21 protein-coding genes are annotated in these 20,560 nt (G+C 67.9%); 13 read left to right on the forward strand and 8 right to left on the reverse strand.

Annotation, left to right across the window (positions count from 1 at the left end; all coding sequences use genetic code 11):
• Nucleotides 1-168: 168 nt before the first annotated feature.
• From QP609_RS13970 to QP609_RS13985, 4 genes are all read right to left on the reverse strand, one after another.
• Nucleotides 169-3,225: a TonB-dependent receptor gene (locus QP609_RS13970; RefSeq protein WP_197621054.1), complete on the reverse strand. Its 3,057-nt coding sequence runs from the start codon at nucleotides 3,223-3,225 to the stop codon at nucleotides 169-171.
• 78 nt (nucleotides 3,226-3,303) lie between these two features.
• Nucleotides 3,304-4,341, reverse strand: coding sequence for a LacI family DNA-binding transcriptional regulator (locus QP609_RS13975; protein WP_014647752.1), 1,038 nt, complete (start codon nucleotides 4,339-4,341; stop codon nucleotides 3,304-3,306).
• Between the two features lie 148 nt (nucleotides 4,342-4,489).
• A complete protein-coding gene (locus QP609_RS13980) occupies nucleotides 4,490-4,765 on the reverse strand; it encodes a BolA family protein (protein WP_014647753.1) in 276 nt (91 codons plus the stop codon).
• Entirely contained in the window at nucleotides 4,762-5,061 is a 300-nt protein-coding gene (locus QP609_RS13985) for a YciI family protein (RefSeq protein ID WP_014037825.1), read from the reverse strand. Before QP609_RS13985 ends, QP609_RS13980 begins: the two co-directional genes overlap by 4 nt.
• Before the next feature lie 375 nt (nucleotides 5,062-5,436).
• Between QP609_RS13985 and QP609_RS13990 the strand changes: the two genes are divergently transcribed.
• Genes QP609_RS13990 through QP609_RS14000 form a run of 3 tightly spaced genes read left to right on the forward strand, consistent with a single transcriptional unit; the run spans nucleotide 5,437 to nucleotide 8,864 of the window.
• Nucleotides 5,437-6,345: a ScpA family protein gene (locus QP609_RS13990; protein ID WP_014647754.1), complete on the forward strand. Its 909-nt coding sequence runs from the start codon at nucleotides 5,437-5,439 to the stop codon at nucleotides 6,343-6,345.
• Nucleotides 6,346-6,358: 13 nt separating this feature from the next.
• Nucleotides 6,359-7,234 carry an SMC-Scp complex subunit ScpB gene (gene scpB / locus QP609_RS13995; protein WP_053495349.1) on the forward strand — a complete coding sequence of 292 codons (876 nt, stop codon included), beginning with the start codon at nucleotides 6,359-6,361 and terminating at the stop codon, nucleotides 7,232-7,234.
• Nucleotides 7,227-8,864, forward strand: a complete 1,638-nt coding sequence (locus QP609_RS14000; RefSeq protein WP_053495348.1) for a pseudouridine synthase — start codon at nucleotides 7,227-7,229, stop codon at nucleotides 8,862-8,864. Before scpB ends, QP609_RS14000 begins: the two co-directional genes overlap by 8 nt.
• 115 nt (nucleotides 8,865-8,979) lie before the next feature.
• Here the strand turns inward: QP609_RS14000 and QP609_RS14005 are convergent, their stop codons facing one another.
• Entirely contained in the window at nucleotides 8,980-9,768 is a 789-nt protein-coding gene (locus QP609_RS14005; RefSeq protein WP_049442508.1) for a helix-turn-helix transcriptional regulator, read from the reverse strand.
• A gap of 90 nt (nucleotides 9,769-9,858) precedes the next feature.
• Here QP609_RS14005 and QP609_RS14010 point away from each other — a divergent pair, with 90 nt between their 5' ends.
• Nucleotides 9,859-10,989 (forward strand): MFS transporter, encoded by a 1,131-nt coding sequence (locus QP609_RS14010; protein ID WP_100450333.1) that lies wholly within the window; start codon nucleotides 9,859-9,861, stop codon nucleotides 10,987-10,989.
• On the opposite strand, the gene QP609_RS14015 is transcribed toward QP609_RS14010, so the two are convergent.
• From QP609_RS14015 to QP609_RS14025, 3 genes are all read right to left on the reverse strand, one after another.
• Entirely contained in the window at nucleotides 10,976-11,410 is a 435-nt protein-coding gene (locus QP609_RS14015; protein WP_014037831.1) for a hypothetical protein, read from the reverse strand. The genes QP609_RS14010 and QP609_RS14015 overlap by 14 nt on opposite strands.
• 111 nt (nucleotides 11,411-11,521) lie before the next feature.
• On the reverse strand, nucleotides 11,522-12,328 hold the full coding sequence (locus QP609_RS14020) for an amidohydrolase (protein WP_197621055.1): 807 nt from the start codon (nucleotides 12,326-12,328) through the stop codon (nucleotides 11,522-11,524).
• 14 nt (nucleotides 12,329-12,342) lie between these two features.
• Nucleotides 12,343-13,491: a pyridoxal phosphate-dependent aminotransferase gene (locus QP609_RS14025; RefSeq protein ID WP_032960092.1), complete on the reverse strand. Its 1,149-nt coding sequence runs from the start codon at nucleotides 13,489-13,491 to the stop codon at nucleotides 12,343-12,345.
• 178 nt (nucleotides 13,492-13,669) lie between these two features.
• Here QP609_RS14025 and ccmA point away from each other — a divergent pair, with 178 nt between their 5' ends.
• The 9 genes from ccmA to QP609_RS14070 are packed head-to-tail and all read left to right on the forward strand — an operon-like array spanning nucleotide 13,670 to nucleotide 20,431.
• A complete protein-coding gene (ccmA, locus tag QP609_RS14030; RefSeq protein ID WP_014037834.1) occupies nucleotides 13,670-14,299 on the forward strand; it encodes a heme ABC exporter ATP-binding protein CcmA in 630 nt (209 codons plus the stop codon).
• The gene (gene ccmB / locus QP609_RS14035) at nucleotides 14,296-14,991 is read left to right on the forward strand and encodes a heme exporter protein CcmB (protein ID WP_014647762.1); all 696 of its coding nucleotides are present in this window, start codon (nucleotides 14,296-14,298) and stop codon (nucleotides 14,989-14,991) included. The genes ccmA and ccmB overlap by 4 nt, the downstream gene beginning before the upstream one ends.
• A gap of 43 nt (nucleotides 14,992-15,034) precedes the next feature.
• Nucleotides 15,035-15,805: a heme ABC transporter permease CcmC gene (ccmC, locus tag QP609_RS14040; protein WP_169411704.1), complete on the forward strand. Its 771-nt coding sequence runs from the start codon at nucleotides 15,035-15,037 to the stop codon at nucleotides 15,803-15,805.
• Nucleotides 15,802-15,990: a heme exporter protein CcmD gene (ccmD, locus tag QP609_RS14045; protein ID WP_005410342.1), complete on the forward strand. Its 189-nt coding sequence runs from the start codon at nucleotides 15,802-15,804 to the stop codon at nucleotides 15,988-15,990. Before ccmC ends, ccmD begins: the two co-directional genes overlap by 4 nt.
• Nucleotides 15,987-16,448 carry a cytochrome c maturation protein CcmE gene (gene ccmE / locus QP609_RS14050; protein WP_014647764.1) on the forward strand — a complete coding sequence of 154 codons (462 nt, stop codon included), beginning with the start codon at nucleotides 15,987-15,989 and terminating at the stop codon, nucleotides 16,446-16,448. Before ccmD ends, ccmE begins: the two co-directional genes overlap by 4 nt.
• On the forward strand, nucleotides 16,449-18,368 hold the full coding sequence (locus tag QP609_RS14055; RefSeq protein WP_197621056.1) for a heme lyase CcmF/NrfE family subunit: 1,920 nt from the start codon (nucleotides 16,449-16,451) through the stop codon (nucleotides 18,366-18,368).
• 8 nt (nucleotides 18,369-18,376) lie between these two features.
• A complete protein-coding gene (locus tag QP609_RS14060) occupies nucleotides 18,377-18,994 on the forward strand; it encodes a DsbE family thiol:disulfide interchange protein (RefSeq protein ID WP_014647766.1) in 618 nt (205 codons plus the stop codon).
• 4 nt (nucleotides 18,995-18,998) lie between these two features.
• Entirely contained in the window at nucleotides 18,999-19,448 is a 450-nt protein-coding gene (locus tag QP609_RS14065; RefSeq protein ID WP_180834974.1) for a cytochrome c-type biogenesis protein, read from the forward strand.
• On the forward strand, nucleotides 19,442-20,431 hold the full coding sequence (locus QP609_RS14070) for a cytochrome C biogenesis protein (RefSeq protein WP_197621057.1): 990 nt from the start codon (nucleotides 19,442-19,444) through the stop codon (nucleotides 20,429-20,431). Before QP609_RS14065 ends, QP609_RS14070 begins: the two co-directional genes overlap by 7 nt.
• Nucleotides 20,432-20,560: the final 129 nt, after the last annotated feature.

Here is a 20,560-nt window from a genome sequence, read left to right on the forward strand (position 1 = left end):
CTTAAAAAAACCACGAAAAACGTGGCCTGACACCGCGATCATTGCCCACGCCGCTGCCCCCTGGCCGGCAGCGGCGTGGGCAATGGACCGGCACGGGGCCGGCCATTGCCGTTTTCACCGATGCCGCCAGCGAGCCGGCGGCATCGGGTCATGCATCAACGCCCGGGCTTAGAAGCGGAAGCCCACTTCGGCCTTGACCTGGCGCGGCGTACCGACGATGTCGCCGGTCTCGTTGTAGCTGGCCTGCAGCTTGCCGTTGGTCTTGACGTAGTTGTAGGTGGAGAAGTTGTCGAAGTTGAACACGTTGATGATGTCCAGGCGGGCGTACAGCTCAGTGTTGCCCGGCATCTTGAACGTCTTCGTCGCCTGCAGGTCGACCGAACGGTAGCCGAAGATCTTGCCGCCCACCAGGAACTTGCCGGTTGCGTTGGGCACGGCCGCCTGCGGAGTCGGCAGCGTGTAGCCGCTGGCCTGCATCACCGGGTACCAGTCGTTGACGGCGGTCGGGGTGGCCAGGGTGATCTTGCCGCCGAAGGTGATGCCCCAGAAGCCCGCGTACGAACCGGTCACCACCAGGCGGTGGCGCGGCGCGCCGTTGGAACGGATGGTCGGGTAATCACCGATCAGACCGCGATCAAAGGCGTACTTCTCGTTGATGTCACGGTTGTGGCGCGCGGTGGTCCAGGTATAGGCGATCGAGGTGCCCCAACCGCTTTCCTTGGTGAACGGCTTCTGTGCCGACAGCAGGACCTGGGTGGCACGGGTCTTGATGCCCTGCTGGCCGATGATCAGGCTGCCGAAGCCCGGCACGTTGCAGCTCCAGGCCTGGCTCAGGCCCGGGGAGGTGCCACCACACAGGCGCGGATCATCGAAGAACTGGCCGGTCGGGTAGCGGTTGCCCAGGGTGAAGGCGAAGCCGTCGTAGCTCAGGGTTCGAGCGATGGTGGCGTCGGTCAGCCAGTCGCCGATCTGGTTGCTCATGCCCAGGCTGAACTGATCCGAGTACGGCGCCTTCAGCTTGTTGTTCAGCAGGTCCACTTCCAGGCCGGCATTGCTGGTCGCGCCGACCAGTGCCTGCAGGTTGCCGATGCCGTTGAGCAGGTTCGGGTTCCAGTCATAGCAGGCGGCCTGGCCGTTGATGCAGGCGCCGGTGGCCGGGTTGCGGAAGTAGATGGTCGGCTGCGGCAGGGCCAGCTTGGTGGTTTCCAGCTGCAGGTTGTCGAACAGGTCACGGTCGTAGGAACGGCCGGCACCACCGTGGATCACGTGCTGCTCGTCGGCATTGATGTCATACGAGAAGCCCAGGCGCGGCTGCCAGGCATCCTTGAATGCCTTGCGGTTGTGACCGTTGCTGATGTAGTCGCTGATGTCCAGGCCGCCCAGTGCCAGCGAATCGGCATAGGTCTGGCCGGCCGGAGCGCGCGGATCCTGCGAATAGATGGCGTCGACCACCTGCTGCGGGGTCACGAAGTCCAGGTAGGACGGGGTCTTTTCGTAGTCCCAGCGCAGGCCGATGTTCAGCTGCAGGTGGTCATTGACCTGCCAGTCGTCCTGGATGAACACGCCGTACTGCTTGGACTTCGAACGCACTTCGCCGGACACGCCGGTCACGCCGGTCACCGGCTTGACGAACTGCGCCTTGTACGGAATGGAATCGGGGAAGTCCGGATCACCCAGCGAGTAGGTGAAGGTCGGGTTGATCTGCGCCGCATCGGACGCGTACAGGTCGATCTGCTTGTACTTCACGCCCATCTTGATGGTGTGGTCGCCCGCCCACTGGATGCCATCCAGGGTCAGGTTGTCTTCGATCGACCAGCCCTTCTGGCCCTTCACCTGCGAATCCAGTGCCGAGGCGCCACCGATCTTCACGATGGTGCGGTCTTCCGGGCCGTCCGGTGCGGTGTAGGTGATGCCGTTGGCCAGCGTCAGCGGGGTCGGATTGTTGAACGAATCTTCGTGGGTGACCATCAACTCGTTGTAGTAGCGCTCACCGCTGTGGTTCCAGCGCAGGGCATAACGACGGTCGGTGTTGACCACTTCACGGCCGGCTTCCGGCGAGGTCTGGCCGCTGAACTGCGACTGGGTTTCGTCGCGGTCCTGGAAGGTCAGCTCGATGCGGTCGTTGTCGGTCGGCTCGAAGTCGATCTTGCCGAAGATCAGATCCTGCTGGAACGGCTGGCTGGCCGGGCCGAGGCCGGCGGCACCGGCGGGCGGCAGCAGGCCGGCAGCGCCGGTGACCGCGCCATCCGGCGCGATGGTGACCGGCAGGTCGAAGCGCTTGGCTTCGTAGGTCACGAAGAAGTGCGCCTTGTCCTGGATGATCGGGCCGCCCAGGGCGAAGCCGTATTCCTTCTCGGCCGAGACCATCTTTTCCTTGCCACCCTGGCGCTCTGCCGGGGTCTTGGCACGCATGTCTTCATCGGTGTAGCGGTAGAACGCCTCGCCCTTGAACTCATTGGTGCCGGACTTGGTCGCAGCCGTCACGGCGGCGCTCGACACCTGGCCGTACTCGGCCTTGTAGTTGCCGCTGATGACCTTGTATTCGCCGATGGCCAGCTGCGGGAACGGGTTGCCGGCGCTGCCGGACTGGCCGGCCACGCCGCCGCCCTTGACGTAGCTCTTCTGGCCTACGCCGTCGATGTACACGTTGGTGCCGTCGGCATTGGTGGCGCCGCCGCGCAGCGAGGTGTTGCCCTTGGCATCGCGGGTGAAGATCAGGCCTGGCACCGCGTCGGCGAACTCCAGGAAGTTGCGCGACACCTGCGGGGTGGTCTGGATCTGCTGCAGGCTGACGGTCTTGCCGACTTCGGAGGTGCGCACTTCCTGCAGCAGGGTCGGCGCGACGACGTTGACGGTGTCCAGGTTGGTGGCCGCGGTCGAACCGGGGGTGCTGCTGGCGGCACCGGCAAAGTTCAGCGTCGCGGTCGAGGCCACGGTGACGGTGACCTTCTGGGTCTGGCCGTTGGCGACCACGTCATAGGTACCCGGGTCCAGGCCCATCAGCGAGTAGCTGCCGTCGGCGCGGATGGTGCCACGGCGGACGGTACCGGTGGCCACGTTGGTGGCGGTCACTTCGGTACCTGCCTGGGCGCCGGCAACCTGGCCGCGCAGGCTGGCGTTGGCCGACTGCGCCATGACGTTGGGGGCGGCGGCCAGCATCAGGCAGCTGACCAGTGCGGTGCTCAGCAGCCGGCGCGCCGGCATGCGGAAGGTGGTATGCATCATCAACTCAATCTCCGGGTGGCGGTAACCGCTTGCGCGGTCCCTGCGATCAGTCAAAAAAAAGAAGGAACGCCTCTGGCTTCAATGGCCGGATGGCGGAGTGGTGGAATCGCGAACTATCAAGCGGGGAACCAGGGTCTGCTTGTCCCCTGTCCCATCCGTGGAGGTGCCGTCCATCAACTGCATCAGACGCGTCATGGCCCGGTCGCCGAGCTCGGCGATGCTGACCTGCATGGTGGTCAGCGACGGGTGGACGAAACGCGCCAGTGGAATGTCATCGAATCCTGCCAGGGCAACATCGGCCGGCACACGGACACCAGCCTGCGTGAACGCATACAGGCAGCCCAGGGCCATCATGTCGTTGGCGGCGAACACGGCATCGGGCAGCGCTCCGGCTGCCAGCAACTCCTGACCGGCGCGATGGCCGGAAGCTTCGTCGAAATCACCGGGCAGCTCGATGCCCTCGGCGCCACTGCCAAACGCCACCAGCGCGTCACGGAAGCCGCGCAGGCGCTCGCGCGCGTCGAAGTTGAGGTCCGGGCCAGAAATGAAGGCAATGCGGCGGTGGCCGGCGTCCAGCAGGTGGCGGGTCATCGCCATCGCACCGGCGTGATCGTCGATGCTGAGCACCGGATGGTCCTGCCCGGGCAGATAGGTGTTGATCAACACCGTCGGCAGCGACTGCGGCAGATTGTCGGTCAGGAAGCCCGGGCTCTCGGCATAGGGCGAGAGCACCAGCAGGCCGTCGACGCGGCCGCGCATGGCACGCAGGGCGGCGCCCTGCTGTTCCTGGTCGCCGTGGTAGCTGGACACCAGCAGGTGCTGGCGGCGGTTGCGGGCCACGCCGTCGATGCCGCGCATCAGTTCGGAGAAGAATTCGCCGTACAGGTCAGGCAGCACCACGCCCACCGTATTGGTGCGGCGGCTGCTCAGGCTGCGGGCGGCGGCATGCGGGGTGTAACGCAGCCGTGCGGCCACCTCCAGCACAAGCTGGCGGACCGGTTCGGCGACATTTTCATGCCCGTTGAGCGCGCGGGAAACCGTGGCCACGGAGACCCGGGCTTCGCGTGCGACGTCTTTGATTGTGATAGCTGCCTTGTTCACGAAGCCGCCCTCCACGGCTTGGACCTACCAGCATTGGCGCGGAATGTAAGCGTTTCCATCTGGGCTTGTAAACAGTCCGTTAGGCGAATGTCCCGAAATGGACATGAAAACCTGTCCGTGGCCAGGCCCTTGCGGACCCGCCAGGACAGTGCGGGACAAGGGCTCAGCCCTGTTCTGACGGGGTATGTGCGCGGATGGACAGCGCGTGGATATCGGTGTCCATCATCGACCCCAGCGCGGCATAGACCGCGCGATGCCGGGCCAACGGAGCCAGTCCGGCGAAGCGTTCACTCACCACATGGACGTTGAAATGGCCGCGCCCGTCGCGCGCGCCGGCATGGCCGGCATGGCGATGGCTGTCATCCTCGATCTCGAGCACGCTGGGTGCCAGCGCCTGCTGCAGCGCATCACGGATCCGCTCGATCCGTTCCGCGTTCACGGCAGGACCTTGCGGAACGGGCGTACCTGCACGCGGGTGTAGACGCCGGCAGCCACGTACGGGTCGGCATCGGCCCAGGCCTGGGCCTGCGGCAACGACTCGAACTGCGCGATCACCACCGAGCCGCTGAAACCGGCCGGGCCCGGGTCTTCACTGTCCACCGCCGGGCACGGGCCGGCCAGCAGCAGGCGTCCCTCGTCGCGCAGCGCGTGCAGCCGCGCCAGGTGTTCCGGCCGCGCCTGCAGCCGCTGCGCCAGCACATCCTGGCCGTCATACCCTTCGATCACATACCACACCGGCATTTCCTCGCTTGCGTTGTCGGGTCCGCAGATTCTAGCCAATGCAGCCCCCGCCCCGGTCCGGCTGGACACTGGCGCGGCAAAGGCTTACCCTAGACTCCATTGCACGTGGCTGGATGCAGCGGCCCGTCGGTTTTTGCGGCCAACGCAGCCCCCGACGACCGTCCCGCTGCTTCAAACCGGACCACCCGGCCGGGCCACGTAGACGACCTCCCCGTAGTTCTGTCGCTGCCGTTTACCGCGGCGCGTCCCGCTGTTTGATATGTGTGGAATCGCGCCGATCCCGGCGTGTCTGGCGCCTTGGGGCTCCGTGGCGTTGGCCCGGCGAACCCGGTGCCGCGACTGGTCCGTTGCAATCCTGATCTCCATTAGATGACTTCCGAACTCGCGCTCGACGCGAACCCGCCAACCCGGCCGCCCGCCCCCCAGCAGCAGGAAATGCCGCTGGCCGTGGTGCATGGGCAACCGGTCCTGCAGATTCCGCAGGACCTGTACATCCCGCCGGACGCGCTGGAAGTCATCCTGGATGCCTTTGAAGGCCCGCTGGACCTGCTGCTGTACCTGATCCGCCGCCAGAACCTGGATGTACTGGACATTCCCGTTGCCGAGATCACCCGGCAGTACGTGGAGTACATCACCGTGATGCGCGAGCTGCGCTTCGAGCTGGCGGCCGAATACCTGGTGATGGCCGCGATCCTGGCCGAGGTGAAGTCGCGGATGCTGCTGCCGCGCCCGGTCAGCGAGGAAGGCGATGAAGCCGACCCGCGCGCCGAACTGGTGCGCCGGCTGCAGGAGTACGAACGCTTCAAGCAGGCCGCCGAGAACATCGACGCCCTGCCCCGCCAGGACCGCGATACCACCGTGGCACATGCCTTCATGCCCGAACGTGCCACGGTGAAGCTGCCGCCGCCGGTGGACCTGAAGGAAATGCTGCTGGCCCTGCACGACGTGCTCAAGCGCGCCGAGCTGTTCAGCGGCCACGCCATCAAGCGTGAGGCACTGAGCGTGCGGCAACGCATGGGCGAAGTGCTGGGACGCCTGGAAGATGGCAAGTTCTATCGTTTTGAAGGGCTGTTCACCGCCGAAGAAGGCAAGCTGGGCGTGCTGGTCACGTTCCTGGCGGTGCTGGAGCTGGCCAAGGAACAGCTGCTGGACATCGTCCAGGAAGAACCGCTGGCGCCGATCTACGTGAAGTCGCTGGCGGCCGGCAACACCAATGCCCCGCTGCAGTTCAGCAGCGAGTTCGACGACAACGACGACGACGCCAATGCAGACGAGTGAGCGCTGACTGCCGATGGATCAATCGCTGATCAACCGCATTGTCGAGGGTGCCCTGCTGGCTTCCAGCCAGCCGCTCACCCTGGCCCAGCTGAAGGACCTGTTCCCGGAAGAGGAACCGGCACCGCCGGGCAGCATCGAACGTGCGCTGGAACGCCTGCGCGAGGCCTGCGAAGGCCGCGGCGTGGAACTGGTCGAGGTCGCCTCCGGCTTCCGCTACCAGGTCACCGGCGAAGTGCATGGCTGGATCAGCCGGCTGTGGACCGAACGCAAGACCCGCTACACCCGTGCCACCCTGGAAACCCTGGCGCTGATCGCCTACCGGCAGCCGATCACCCGCGGCGAGATCGAACAGGTGCGCGGCGTGGCGGTCAGCAGCAACATCATCCAGGCGCTGGAAGAACGCGAGTGGATCCGCGTGGTCGGTCACCGCGACGTGCCCGGCAAACCGGCGCTGTTCGGCACCACCAAGGGCTTCCTGGATTACTTCGGGCTGAAGCGGCTGGACGAACTGCCGCCGCTGTCGGAGCTGAAGGACCTGGGCGAGCTGGAACCGCAGCTTGCCCTGGACCGCGATGCGCCGGCCGTCGCCGGTGCCGAGGGTCCGGACATCTCGGCCGGCGCCGATGGCGCTGCCGCGAACGATGATGCCGGCCTGGCCGGCAGTGACACCCCCGATTCCGCCGATGCAGCCCCTGCGTCGGCCACCGATGAGCAAGCACCTTCGCCCCTCGATGATGGGCACCCCGATTCCGCGCCGGGCGAGCGCGCGGTGCCCCTGAACGAACGCGAAGACAACGCCGTCGCGATGACGACCGTGGCTGTTGACCAAGCCGATTCCGAACCAGAGGCCGACCTCGAAACCGTCGGCCGGAGCAAAACTGATGAGTGACACCCCCCGTAACAAGCTCTCGCTGAAGCGCGAAGCCACCTCCGAACAGTTCAAGCTGGAAGAACGCCTGCACAAGGTGCTCGCACAGGCCGGCCTCGGCTCGCGCCGCGCGCTGGAACAGCGCATCGCCGAAGGCCTGGTCAAGGTCAACGGTGAAGTCGCGCAGACCGGCATGTCGGTCAAGAGCGGCGACAAGATCGAACTGGATGGCCGCGGCTTCGTCGCCACCGCCCTGGCCGAGCCGTCGCGCGTGCTGGTCTACAACAAGCCGGAAGGCGAAGTGACCACCCGCGATGATCCGGAAGGCCGCCCGACCGTGTTCGAGTCGCTGCCGCCGCTGAAGGGCGCGCGCTGGATCGCCATCGGCCGCCTGGACATCAACACCACCGGCCTGCTGCTGGCCACCACCGACGGTGAGCTGGCCAACGCCATGATGCACCCGTCGTTCGAGGTCGAGCGCGAGTACGTGGTGCGCGTGCGTGCGCCGGAGGGCGAGGAAAAGGTCTCTGACGCCATCGTCGACCGCCTCACCCGTGGCGTCGCGCTGGAAGACGGCCCGGCCAAGTTCGATGAGATCGAACGCATCGGCGGCACCGATTCGCACGACTGGTTCCGCGTCGTGGTGAAGGAAGGCCGCAACCGCGAAGTGCGCCGGCTGTGGGAGTCGCAGGGCTGCCAGGTCAGCCGCCTGAAGCGCACCCGCTATGGCAAGGTGAGCCTGCCGCGCGAACTGGCCCGTGGCCATTCGGTGGAACTGGGCACCACGCAGGTTGAAGCCCTGCGCGCCCAGCTGAAGCTGGAAGAAGGCGCACCGTCGGCACTGACGCTGCAGCCGGTGATCGGCCAGCGCCGCGCGGCCAAGACCACCGTGCGCGTGCGCGAAGGTGGCCGTGGCAACGCCTACGTCAACGGCCACAACACCGCCGACGAAGGCCGCGAGCTGCGTCGTTTCGACAACGTCCGCGAAGACCGCGGCCGTGGTCGCGGCGGCAAGGGTGGCGGCTTCAAGGGCGGCCTGACGGTCAGCGGTGAAGCGGCAGCCAAGCAGTCGCAGAAGCCGTTCAAGCAGCGCGCCCAGAAGAATGATCGTTCGCTGCCGGAAGGCAATCCGGCCGCGTTCCGCACCTGGTACGTGCCGGATGGCGTGAGCACCGGCCCGAGCGGCCATCGCAACGCCGGCCCGGGCGCACGCGGCCCCGGTGCCCGTGGTCCGGGTGCAGGCGGCCAGGGCCGTCCGTACGGCAAGCCGAAGGGCCCGGGCGCAGGCGCCGGTGGCGGCCAGGGCCGTGGCGGTTTCGGTGGTGAAGGCCGTGGCGGCGCAGGTGGCCAGGGTCGTCCGGCCGGTGCGGGCAACCGCTCGCAGGGCCAGGGCAACAAGCACCCGTACGGTCACCCGGGCAACGCGCCGAGCTTCCCGTCCGACCACGCCACGCCGGGCTTCAACCCGTATGGCAGCCCGAAGCCGGCACACGGCGCCCGTCCGGGCGGTCGCGGTCCGGGCGGTGGCAACCACCGTGGCCCGGGTGGTAACCGTGGTCCCGGTGGTCCGGGTGGCAACCGAGGCCCGGGCGGCCCCGGTGGCAACCGCGGTCCCGGCGGCCCGCGCCGCAGCGGCCCGCGCGGCGGCTGATCGGCAGCCACGTTGAAATGCAGAACCCCGGCTCCGGCCGGGGTTTTTCTTTGAAAAGGGGACGGAGGGGATTAAGTCGTTTTCGCCACGCCGTGCGTCGAAGGGCGAAAGCGACTTAATCCCCTCCGTCCCCTTTTGCGTGGCGCTGGAAAGCGGCGGGCGTGGTGCCGGTCATGCTGCGGAAAAAGGCGATGAACGGACTCTCGGCGGAAAAACCAGTGTCCTGCGCAACGTGCCCGATGCGATGGCCAAGCAGCAGCAGCTCCATGGCGCGCATCAGGCGCCATTGCTGGCGCCAGGCCTGGTAGCCCATGCCGGTGTCGCGTTGCATCAACCGGCCGACCGTGCGCATGCTCAGGCCCGCACGCGCAGCGAGCTCACCCAGTTCAGGCGGCAGCTGCTCGGCCGGCGGCAGGCAGCGCGCGATGCGTGGATCGCGTGGCAGCGGCAGGTCCATCGGCGCCACCGGTGCGGCGGCGATCTCCAGCACGCACAACGCCAATTGATGGTGCGCGCGCGGCGCCCGCCAGTCATGGTCGAACGGCGCCTGCGCGATCGGTTCCAGCAATGCCTGCAGCAGGGGGCCGACGCCGATGATCGCCGGCTGCTGCGGCAGCCGTGCCGACAACGTGGCATCGAAATACAGCGAGCGGTAGTCCACGGCCTGGCGCATCTGTGCGCGATGGCGCAGGCCGCCGGGAATCCATGCCGCGCGCGAGGGCGGCAGCAGGCTGATGCGGTCGCCGAAGGTCAGCCGCGTGCAGCCCCGCCGGGTGTACAGCAACTGCGCGCGCGCGTGCTGGTGCCAACCCGAATCATGATCGGCCAGCGACGACGCGATGCCCAGCACCGGTGCGCTCCAGGCATCCGCATCGAAGTGCGCATCCGGTTGCAGCCACGCCATGTCCGATTTCATCCATTTCCTGGCCGGACCGACAGAGTGCGCCACTACGCCGGCCACCACAATACGCGGCCCTGTTTGCGGAGCACCCGCATGTCGCGTCGCCTGTTGTTGCTCACCATCGCGCTGCTGATGTTCCCCCAGTTGGCGCAGACCCTGTACAGCCCGGCCCTGGCCGACCTCGCCGGGCGCTTCGCACTGCCCCCCGGCGCCGCCAGCCAGGCCATGAGCCTGTACCTGTTCGGTTTTGCCGCCGGTGTCCTGCTATGGGGGCGGCTGGCCGACCATGTCGGTCGCCGCCCTGCCCTGCTCTGCGGCCTGGCCGTGTTCGTACTGGCCGCCTGCGGCGGCCTGCTGGCCAGCACGTTCGGCCAGGTCCTGCTGGCCCAGGCACTGGCCGCACTGGGTGCGGCGGCGGCCTCGGTGGTAACCCAGACCGTACTGCGCGATCACCTGAAGGGTCCGGCGTTGGCGCAGGCGTTCTCGTGGATCGGCATGGCGCTGGCCTTGAGCCCGGCGATCGGGCTGGCACTGGGTGTGCTGCTGGTGGACAGCCATGGCTATGCCGGCGTGCAGGCCGGCCTGCTGCTGATGGTCAGCCTGCTGATGCTCGGATGCGCAACGGGCCTGCGCGAGAGCCGCCCTGCGGAAGTCGCGCACACCCCCATGCTGCCACTGTTGTGGCAACTGCTGCGTGATCGCTGGATGTGGTCACAGGCGCTGCTGGTGATGGCGTTCAACGTGGCGATGTACAGCTGGTACGCGCTGGGCCCGTTCGTATTCGAACGCCTGCACTGGCCGCTGGCCTGGTTCGGTGCCAGCGGCGCGCTGCTGGCGCTCGGCTCGGCGCTGGGTGCATGGGGCAATGCTCGCCTGCTGCGCGCAGGCGTTGCCTCCGCCACGCGCATCCGGCTCGCCGCAGGGCTGGTGCTGGCCGGTGGCCTGTTGGCTGCCTTGCTGCACAATCAGCCGGCACTGGTCGCGGCGATGGTACCGGTGGTGGCCGGGTTCGGCCTGGCCATTCCCAATGTGCTGGGCCAGGCCCTCCGCGGATACCCGCACTGCCTGGGCAGCGCGGGCGCCCTGTTCGGCCTGCTCTACTACCTGTTGATCGGCGTGGCGATGGCCGTGGTCGGTGCACTGCAACTGCTGGCACCGACACTCATCGTGTGCGGCCTGCTTGCATTGTGGCTGCAGCGGCCGGCACGGCTCAGCGCCGGCTGATGGTGAAGGCGGCGCCGTCCACGCCCAGATCCCAGCCCTTGCCGGTGCCGGACAGGGCCAGCGAGATGTCGCCCTTGGTCATCACCTGCGCGTTGCTGGACTTCACGGCACCCGCATGCGCGCCAACCGAGGCATAGGTGCCCAGCAGCTCGTTGACGCTGACCGCGCCGGTGAAGCTGCCACGGCCATTGGTGATCTTCGACTTGCCCACGGTCAGGCCGCCGCCCTTCACTTCGATACGCACCGGCAGGCTGGTGCCGTTGCTGCAGCTGACCGTGCCGTTGCCGGAAGCGGTCTTGTAGATCAGTGACCAGCCGGACAGGTTGTAGCGCAGCTGGCAATCGAGGTTGCCGGCGGCGTGCGCGGCCGGGGCCAGCGTGGCAGCGGACAGGGCCAGCAGCAGGGCGAAGGGCTTGTTCATGGCAGGACTTCCAGTTCGGTCGGACTGCCGGCGAATCTAGCAGCGCGCGCGTGCACGCTGGATGCAGGCGCGCGCGCTGCGTGGCAGGCATTCAGCCGCCGTCGTGCTGTTTCAGGCCTGCTCGTCCAGGTGGAAGGCATCAGCATCGAGCATCGCCGGGAAACGCGCGCGATGTGCAGCCAGTGCTTCGGCCGAAATGGTGGTGGTCACCACCTGTTCGCGTTCGCGGATCTCCACCTGCGGCTGGCCGAGGAAGTCGATCACCGCGCTGTCGCCGGCGTAGTGCAGCTGGTTGCCGTCCACGCCGACGCGGTTCACCGCCGCCACGAAGCACAGGTTCTCGATCGCACGCGCACGCAGCAGGGTCTTCCATGCATAGGCGCGCGCCGACGGCCAGTTGGCGACGAAGATCTGCAGGTCGAAATCCAGCTGCTGCGGGCGTTCGACGTTGTAGCGGTTGCGGCAGAACACCGGGAAACGCAGGTCGTAGCAGACCTGCGGATTGATCCGCCAGCCCTTCCATTCCACGCTCAGGCGCTCACGGCCGGCGGCATAGCGCTCGTGCTCGCCGCCGTAGCGGAACAGGTGGCGCTTGTCGTAGTACTGCAGGCTGCCCTCTGGCGTTGCGAACAGCAGGCGGTTGTAGACGCCGTTGCCCTCGCGCAGCTGCACGCTGCCGATCACTGCCGCGTTCAAGACCTTGGCCTGTTCGCGCACCCAGGCCACGGTCGGCCCGTCCATGCCTTCGGCCTGGGCGATGGCGTCGTTGGAGAAGCCACTGGTGAAGGTCTCCGGCAGGATCACCAGATCGGTGCTGCCGGCCAGCGGTGCCAGCAACGCACCGTAGTAGGCGCGGTTGCCGGCCGGGTCATGCCAGCGGGTGTCGCCCTGGACGAGGGAAATGCGCAGGTCCTGCATGTCCGTGTCTCCGCTCACAGCAGGCGCAGGCGTTCGATCGCCGCGTCCATGGTCGCTTCGTTCTTGGCAAAGCACAGGCGCACCAGGCGCTGGCCGGCCGGCGGAGTCTCATAGAACGGCGACAGCGGAATGGCGGTGACGCCCTTCTCGATGGTCAGCCACTTCACGAACTCATGGTCCGGCAGGTCGCTGATCGCCGAATAGTCAACCAGCTGGAAGTAGCCACCCGGGACCGGCAGCGCCTTCAGGCGGGTGCCAGCCAGCTGCTCACGGAAGCGGTCGCGCTTGGCCTGGTAGAACGCGCCCAGTTCCAGGTGGTGTTCGGGTTCGTCGCGGATCATCGCGGCGAAGCCATGCTGCGCCGGGCCGAAGCTGGTGAAGGTGTTGTACTGGTGCACCTTGCGGAACTCGGCGGTCAGCGCCGGCGGGGCGATCGCATAGCCGATCTTCCAGCCGGTGCAGTGGTAGGTCTTGCCGAAGCTGGAGATGACGAACGCGCGCTCGCGCAGTTCCGGGTAGCGCAGCGCCGATTCATGGCGACGGCCGTCGTAGATGATGTGTTCGTACACCTCATCGGAGATCAGGTAGATCTGCGTGCCGCGCAGCAGTTCGGCCAGCGCCTGCATGTCCTGCGCCGACAGCATCGCACCGGACGGATTGTGCGGGGTGTTGACGATCAGCATGCGGGTGCGCGGGGTGATCGCTGCGCGCACGCGGTCCCAATCGACCGCGAACGTCTGCGGATCGAGCGACACATGTACGGCCCTGGCACCGGCCAGGTCGATCGCCGGTTCGTAGCAGTCATACGCCGGGTCCAGCACGATCACTTCCTCGCCGGCACGCACCACGGCGTGGATGGCGTTGAAGATGGCCTCGGTGCCACCGCTGGTGACGGTGATCTCGCTGTCCGCATCGACCTGCGCGCCGTAGCAGTCCAGCACCTTCTGTGCGATGGCCTGGCGCAGCGGCGCCACGCCGGTCATCGGCGGGTACTGGTTCAGCCCGGCGGCCATCGCCCTGGCGGTCTCGTCGATCAGGCGCTGCGGCGCCGAAAAGTCCGGGAAACCCTGGCCCAGGTTGACCGCGCCGTGTTCGGCGGCGAGCTGGGACATCACAGTGAAGATCGTGGTACCGACCTTGGGCAGCTTGGTGGTGGGTTGCATCGGCCTGGGCTGTGGGGGAACAGACCTGCGAGTTTACGCAATCCGCGCGTCGGTAGTGCCGGCCGCCGGCCGGCAACCTCGGCTGGCAGATAGCGAAATTGCTGGCCAGCGGCCGGCACTGCCATCGGCATTCACCGCTACAATTGCCGCCGCACTCCGGCATGAAGACCTTTGCCCCTTGAACACCCCTGCATTGCTGGCTGCCAGCGGCCTGAGCTTCTCCCGCAATGACGAGCCGGTGTTCGGCCCGCTGGACTTCCATGTGGACGCCGGCGAAGCCCTGCTAGTGCAGGGCGGCAATGGCGCCGGCAAGACCACCCTGCTGCGCGTGCTGGCCGGCCTGGCCCGGCCCGGTGCCGGCCAGGTGCGGATCGACGGCAAGCCGGCCAGCAATGCCGAGCGCGCGCGCTATGTCGCCTACCTCAGCCACCTGCCAGCGCTGAAACCGGACCTCGGCACGCTGGAAAACCTGCATTTCCTGTGCGGCCTGCACGGACGGCGTGCGCGGCAGATGCCCGGCAACGCGCTGGCCATCGTCGGCCTGGCCGGTTATGAGGACACCCTGGTACGGCATCTGTCGGCCGGACAGAAGCGGCGGCTGGCACTGGCGCGCATCTGGCTGTCGCCGGCACCGTTGTGGCTGCTGGACGAACCCTATGCCAACCTCGACCTGGAGGGCATCACCCTGGTCAACCGGATGATTTCGGCGCACCTGCGCGCCGGTGGCGCTGCGCTGGTCACCACCCACGGTGCCTATGCCGCACCGCCGGTGCGCACCCGCCAGCTCGACCTCGGCGGTGCCGCGTGATCGCGCCGGGCACCGAACCGGGCCTGTGGCAGACCGCAGGCGCCCTGCTCAGGCGCGACCTGCGCCTGCTCTGGCGCCGCCGCGGCGATGCGCTGCAACCGCTGCTGTTCGCGGTGCTGGTGGTGGTGCTGTTCGCCCTGGCCCAGGGCCGCGAACCACAGCTGTTGGCCGCCACCGCCGGTGCAGTGCTGTGGCTGGCCGTGCTGCTGGCCGGACAGCTGTCGCTGGATTCGCTGTTCCGCTCCGACGCCGAGGATGGCTCGCTGGAACAATGGCTGCTGGCGCCGGTGCCGCTGGCCTGGTTGGTGCTGGTGCGCGTGCTGCTGCATTGGGCCACCACTGCGCTGCCGCTGATCGTGGTCAGCCCGCTGCTGGCCGAAATGCTGCATCTGCCGCATGACCAGCTGCCGATGTTGCTGGCATCGTTGCTGCTGGGCACGCCGTTGCTGAGCCTGATCGGTGGCGTGGTCGCCGCGCTGACCGTAGGCATCCGACGCTCTGGTATTCTCGTGGCGCTGCTGTCGTTGCCGCTGTACGTGCCGGTGCTGGTGTTCGGCGCAGGCAGCCTGGCGGCAGCCGGACGCGGACAGGATCCGGTCGGTGCGCTGCTGATGCTGGGCGCCGGCCTGCTGGTCGCGCTGGTGCTGGCGCCGCTGGCCACTGCCGCTGCAATACGTATTTCTCTGAGTTGACCGAGCTGAGAGCCAATCCACCCCTGCTGGATAGCCGCCACGCATGAATCCGATTGTCCGCTGGTTCCACCAACTCGGTTCGCCCCCCACGTTCGACCGTTTCGCTGCCCGCTGGTCGCGGGTGTTCTACCTCGCGGCGGTGCCGGTGCTGCTGGTCGGCATGTGGCAGGCGCTGCTGGTGGTGCCACCGGAAGCCAAGCAGCTGGATAGCTTCCGCATCCTCTACATCCACGTACCCAGTGCCTGGATGAGCCTGTTCGTCTTCGCGCTGATGGCGTTGTATGCGGCCATCGCGCTGGTCTGGCGGATCAAGGTCTGCGAGATCCTGGCCATGGCCTGCGCGCCGATGGGTGCCGGCTTCACCCTGATCACCCTGTTGACCGGCAGCATCTGGGGCAAGGGCACCTGGGGCACCTGGTGGGACTGGGACCCGCGCATGACCAGCGAACTGGTACTGCTGTTCCTGTACCTGGGCGTGATCGGCCTGTACCACGCCATCGAGGACCGCCGCAGCGCCGCGCGCGCCGCTGGCCTGCTGGCCATTGTCGGTGTCAGCCTGCTGCCGGTGATCCGCTATTCGGTGGACTGGTGGGGCGGCCTGCACCAGCGCCAGTCGATCAGCGTATTCGGTGAATCGGCGATCAGCAGCGCGATGATCGCGCCGTTGTGGTGGATGGTGATCGGCACCAAGTTCTGGTTCGCCGGTTCGGTGCTGGCCAAGGCACGCGCCGACAATCTCGACCGCGAGGCCGGCAAGGCCTGGGTCGGCGGCCGTGTCGATGCCGGACGCCCGGCCCGGGAGGCCCAGCCATGACCCACCTGCCCTATGTGATCGGTGCCTACGCGGTGTTCGTGCTGGTGCTCGGCGCCGATGCCATCGGTTCGTGGCTGCGCCTGCGCGTGGCGCGCCGGCTGGCACTGGCCCGCCAGCAGCGCCAGCAGACCCGCGCCGGCAGGCAGGACGCAGCGGCGCCGTTGTCGACGGAGCTGGAACGATGACCCCGGTACAGCGCCGCCGCCTGGTGTGGGTGTTGCTGGCCCTGCTCGCCTCCGGCCTGGCCACCGCACTGGTGGCGATGGCACTGGAGCGCAACATCGCCTACCTGTACACGCCCTCGGAAGTGCTGCGCGGCGATGTCGATGCACAGTCGCGCTTCCGCCTCGGTGGCATGGTGGTGAAAGGTTCCTTCAACCGACCGGTCGGCTCGCTGGAGGCGCGCTTCGAGGTGACCGACGGCGACGCGCAGCTGGCGGTGACCACGTCGCGGATCCTGCCGGACATGTTCGCCGAAGGCACGGCGGTGGTCGCCAGCGGCCGCCTGCAGGACGGCACCTTCGTCGCCGACGAGGTGCTGGCCAAGCACGATGAGAAGTACGTGCCGAAGGAAGTGGCCGACAAGATGGGCGACGCCCATCGCAAGCACGACGTGCCGGTGACGGCACCCGAGGTGCGCTGAGTGCTGCCCGAACTGGGTCAGATCCTGCTGCTGTGCGCGTTGCTGGCCTCGCTGCTGCAGGCCGGCCTGCCGCTGGTCGGCGCGCAGCGCAACAATACGGCGTGGATGGCGGTGGCACGACCTGCCGCGTTCGCGCAGCTGCTGCTGGTCGCCGGCGCGTTCGTGGCACTGACCGCCGCGTTCGTGCAGCAGGACTTCTCGGTGCGCTACGTGGCCGAGAACTCCAATTCGCTGCTGCCGATGGTCTACCGCTACTCGGCGGTCTGGGGCGCGCACGAGGGCTCGCTGCTGATGTGGGCGCTGGTGCTGGCGCTGTGGACCGGCGCGGTGGCGCTGTTCTCGCGGCACTTGCCCGCACCGGTGCAGGCGCGCGTGCTGGCGGTGATGGGCGTGGTCAGCGTCGGCTTCCTCGCCTTCCTGATCTTCACCTCCAACCCGTTCCTGCGCCTGAACCCGGCACCGCTGGAAGGCCGCGACCTCAATCCGCTGCTGCAGGACCCGGGGCTGATCATCCATCCGCCCATGCTGTACCTGGGCTATGTCGGCTTTGCGGTGCCGTTCGCCTTCGCGGTTGCCGCACTGCTGGAAGGCCGCGTCGACGCACGCTGGCTGCGCTGGACGCGGCCATGGACCAACGTCGCCTGGGGCTTTTTGACCCTGGGCATCGCGCTGGGCAGCTGGTGGGCCTATTACGAGCTGGGCTGGGGCGGCTGGTGGTTCTGGGACCCGGTGGAGAACGCCAGCTTCATGCCATGGCTGGTCGGTGCGGCATTGATCCATTCGCAGGCCGTCACTGAAAAGCGCGGCACCTTCGGCAGCTGGACCCTGCTGTTGGCGATCGCCGCCTTCGCGCTGTCGCTGCTGGGCACGTTCCTGGTGCGCTCCGGCGTACTGACCAGCGTGCACTCCTTCGCTGCCGATCCTTCGCGCGGCCTGTTCATCCTGGTCTTCCTGTCGGTGCTGGTCGGTGGCAGCCTGTTGCTGTACGCGCTGCGTGCCAGCCAGCTGAGCGTGGATGCCGAGGACCCACGCCGTGGCTTCACCGCCACCTCGCGCGAGACCCTGCTGCTGGCCAACAACCTGCTGCTGGCCACCGCCTGTGCGATGGTACTGCTCGGCACGCTGTACCCGCTGCTGGCCGATGCGCTGTCGCTGGGCAAGATCTCGGTCGGCCCGCCCTACTTCGGCAGCCTGTTCCTGCTGCTGATGGCGCCGATGATCCTGCTGCTGCCGTTCGGCCCGCTGGTGAAATGGCAGCGTGACCAGCCCTCGCGCGCCTTCGCGCTGCTGGCACCGTGGCTGGGCCTGGCGCTGCTGCTGGGCGCGCTGGCCTGGTGGCAGGCGCCGCAGAACGGGTGGAAGGCCGGCATCGGCGTGGCCGCTGCGGCCTGGGTCGCGCTCGGCACCGCACGCTTCGTCTGGCAGCGCCTGCGCGGCAATGGCCGCTTCACCGCCGAAATGCTCGGCATGATCGTCGCCCACGCCGGCATTGCCGTGTTCCTGGCCGGCGCGCTGCTGGTGGAGGCGCTGAACGTGCAGCGCGAAGTGGCGCTGGCACCAGGCCAGCAGCTGGTGGTCGGTCGCCAGGAAGTGCGCTTCGAAGGCGTGGACCATCGCGAAGGCCCCAACTTCATCGCCGACCGCGGCCACCTGCGCGTGTTCCGCGACGGCCGCGAGCTGGCCCTGCTGCACCCGGAGAAGCGCCAGTACGCCAGCGGCGGCCAGGTGATGACCGAGGCCGGCATCGATGCACGCTTCAATGGTGACGTCTACGTGGCATTGGGCGAGCCGCTGGGCAACAATGCATGGGCGGTCCGGGTGCACATCAAGCCGTACGTGCGCTGGATCTGGCTGGGCGCGCTGTTGATGGCCCTGGGCGGATTCATCACCGCCGCCGATCGCCGTTTCCGTCGTCCGTAGGAGTTCCCATGTCCGAGTCCCCCACCCCGCGTCCCTCCCGCCCGCTGCCGCCGGTAGCCATCGTGATCGGCGTGCTGTTCTTCTTCGGCCTGCTCGGGCTGATGATCTACGGGGTGATGAAATCAGGCGATCCGCAGCGCGACGTACTGCCGTCGGCACTGATCGACAAACCGGCGCCGGCATTCGCGCTGCCGGTGCTGCACGACCCGGAAATGATCGTGCACAGCGACGACCTGCGCGGCGCGCCCTACCTGCTGAACGTGTGGGGCAGCTGGTGCGCGGCCTGCCGCGAAGAACACCCGGTGCTGACCCGCTTCGCGGAAAGCAAGCGTGTGCGCGTGATCGGCTACAACTGGAAGGACGACCCGACCGACGCGCTGCACTGGCTGGAACAGCTGGGCAACCCGTTCATGGTCGTGCTCAGCGATGTCGAGGGCCGCACCGCGATCGACTGGGGCGTGACCGCCGCACCGGAAACCTTCCTGGTCGATGGCAGCGGCATCGTGCGCTGGAAGTACAGCGGTGCGATGACCCAGCGCGTGGTCGACGAGAAGCTGATCCCGGCGCTGCAGAAGATCGAGAAGGCCCAGGGCAGTGCCGGCAACACCCTGCATACGGCGCCCTGAGCCCATGCGCTGGGTGCTGGCGTTGCTGCTTCTGACGCTGCCGCTGGCCGCGCTGGCCCAGCAGCCGCTGCACGATCCGCAGCCGCTGCAGTTCCGCGATGACGCCGAGGAACGCCGCTTCCATGACCTGGCCGCGCAGCTGCGCTGCGTGCAGTGCCAGAACCAGTCGCTGGCCGATTCGAACGCGCAGATCGCCCAGGACCTGCGCCGCGAGGTGCTGCAGCTGATGCAGCAGGGGCACGACGACGCACAGATCAAGCAGTTCCTGGTCGCGCGCTACGGTGAGTTCGTGCTCTATCAACCACCGTTGCAGCCGGGCACCTGGCTGCTGTGGGGTGGCCCCCTGCTGGTGCTCGGCGCCGGTGCACTGGTAGTGCTGGGCATCGTCCGCCGACGTGGACGCACCGTCGGCGCGGCGCCGGCCGGCAAGGCCGATGAAGGAGACGAATGGTGAACCATTGGCTGCCGATGCTGGCCGGGCTGGTTGCTGCGCTGATGGCAGCACTGGTGCTGTGGCCGTTGCGCCACCACGGCCGTCGCGGTTTCGTGGTCGGCGTGTTCGCACTGGGCGTGGCCGGTGCCTGCCTGTACCTGCTGATCGGTGATCCGCGTGCAGCACAGGTACAGCCGACGCCGTCGGCAGCCTCCCTGCGCGATGGCGTGCAGGCCCTGCAGGACGCACTGGAGCGCGACCCGCAGCGGGCTGATGGCTGGGCGCTGCTGGGCCGGTCGCAGGCCGAACTGGGCAACGCCGCAGCCGCGGCGGATGCCTTCGCGAGGGCCGCCGCATTGGCACCGGATGATCCGGGCGTGCTGGTGGAAGCCGCGCAGGCGCGCGCGCAGGCTGATGCCGGCAAGCAGTTCGATGACACCGCAATGGCCTGGTTGCAGCAGGCGCGCGCACAGGCTCCCGATGCCGAGCGCGCCAGCTGGCTGCTGGGCATCGCCCTGCGCCAGCGCGGAAAGAACGCCGAGGCCGCGGATGTGTGGAGCGGCCTGCTGCCACGACTGGAGCCGGGTGCCGCGCAGGCGCTGCAGGCACAGATCGCCCTCGCGCGCGAGGCCGCTGGCCAGGCGCCCGATGCTGGCGCTGCGGCGCCACCGGCGCTGCTGCAGGTGCGCGTGCAGCTGCCGGCACTGAAGAACGCCGAGTGGCCAGCCAGCACCCAGGTGTTCGTGCTGGCCCGTGCCGTCGGCGGCCCGCCGATGCCGGTGGCCGCTCGCAAGCTGCCGCTGAGCGGATTCCCGGACACGGTCGGGCTGGGCGACGGTGACAGCCCGATGCCGACCGCACCGCTGTCGGCCCATCGCGAAGTGGAAGTGGTGGCACGCATCTCGCGCAGCGGCAGCGCCAACCGCAGCGAGGACGACCTGCAGAGCGTTCCGGTGAAGGTAAGCCTGCCCCACGACGGTGTTGTGGAGCTGCGCTTCCCTTGACCTGTAGAGCCGAGCCCATGCTCGGCTGCCCGGCGCCGGCAACTCAACCGCAGCCGAGCATGGGCTCGGCTCTACAGTAGATCCACGCCATGCGTGGATGCGACGGTCCGGTCCGCGTCCATCCATCCA

The organism is Stenotrophomonas sp. 8(2023) (assembly GCF_030345295.1).
Lineage (GTDB): Bacteria > Pseudomonadota > Gammaproteobacteria > Xanthomonadales > Xanthomonadaceae > Stenotrophomonas > Stenotrophomonas muris.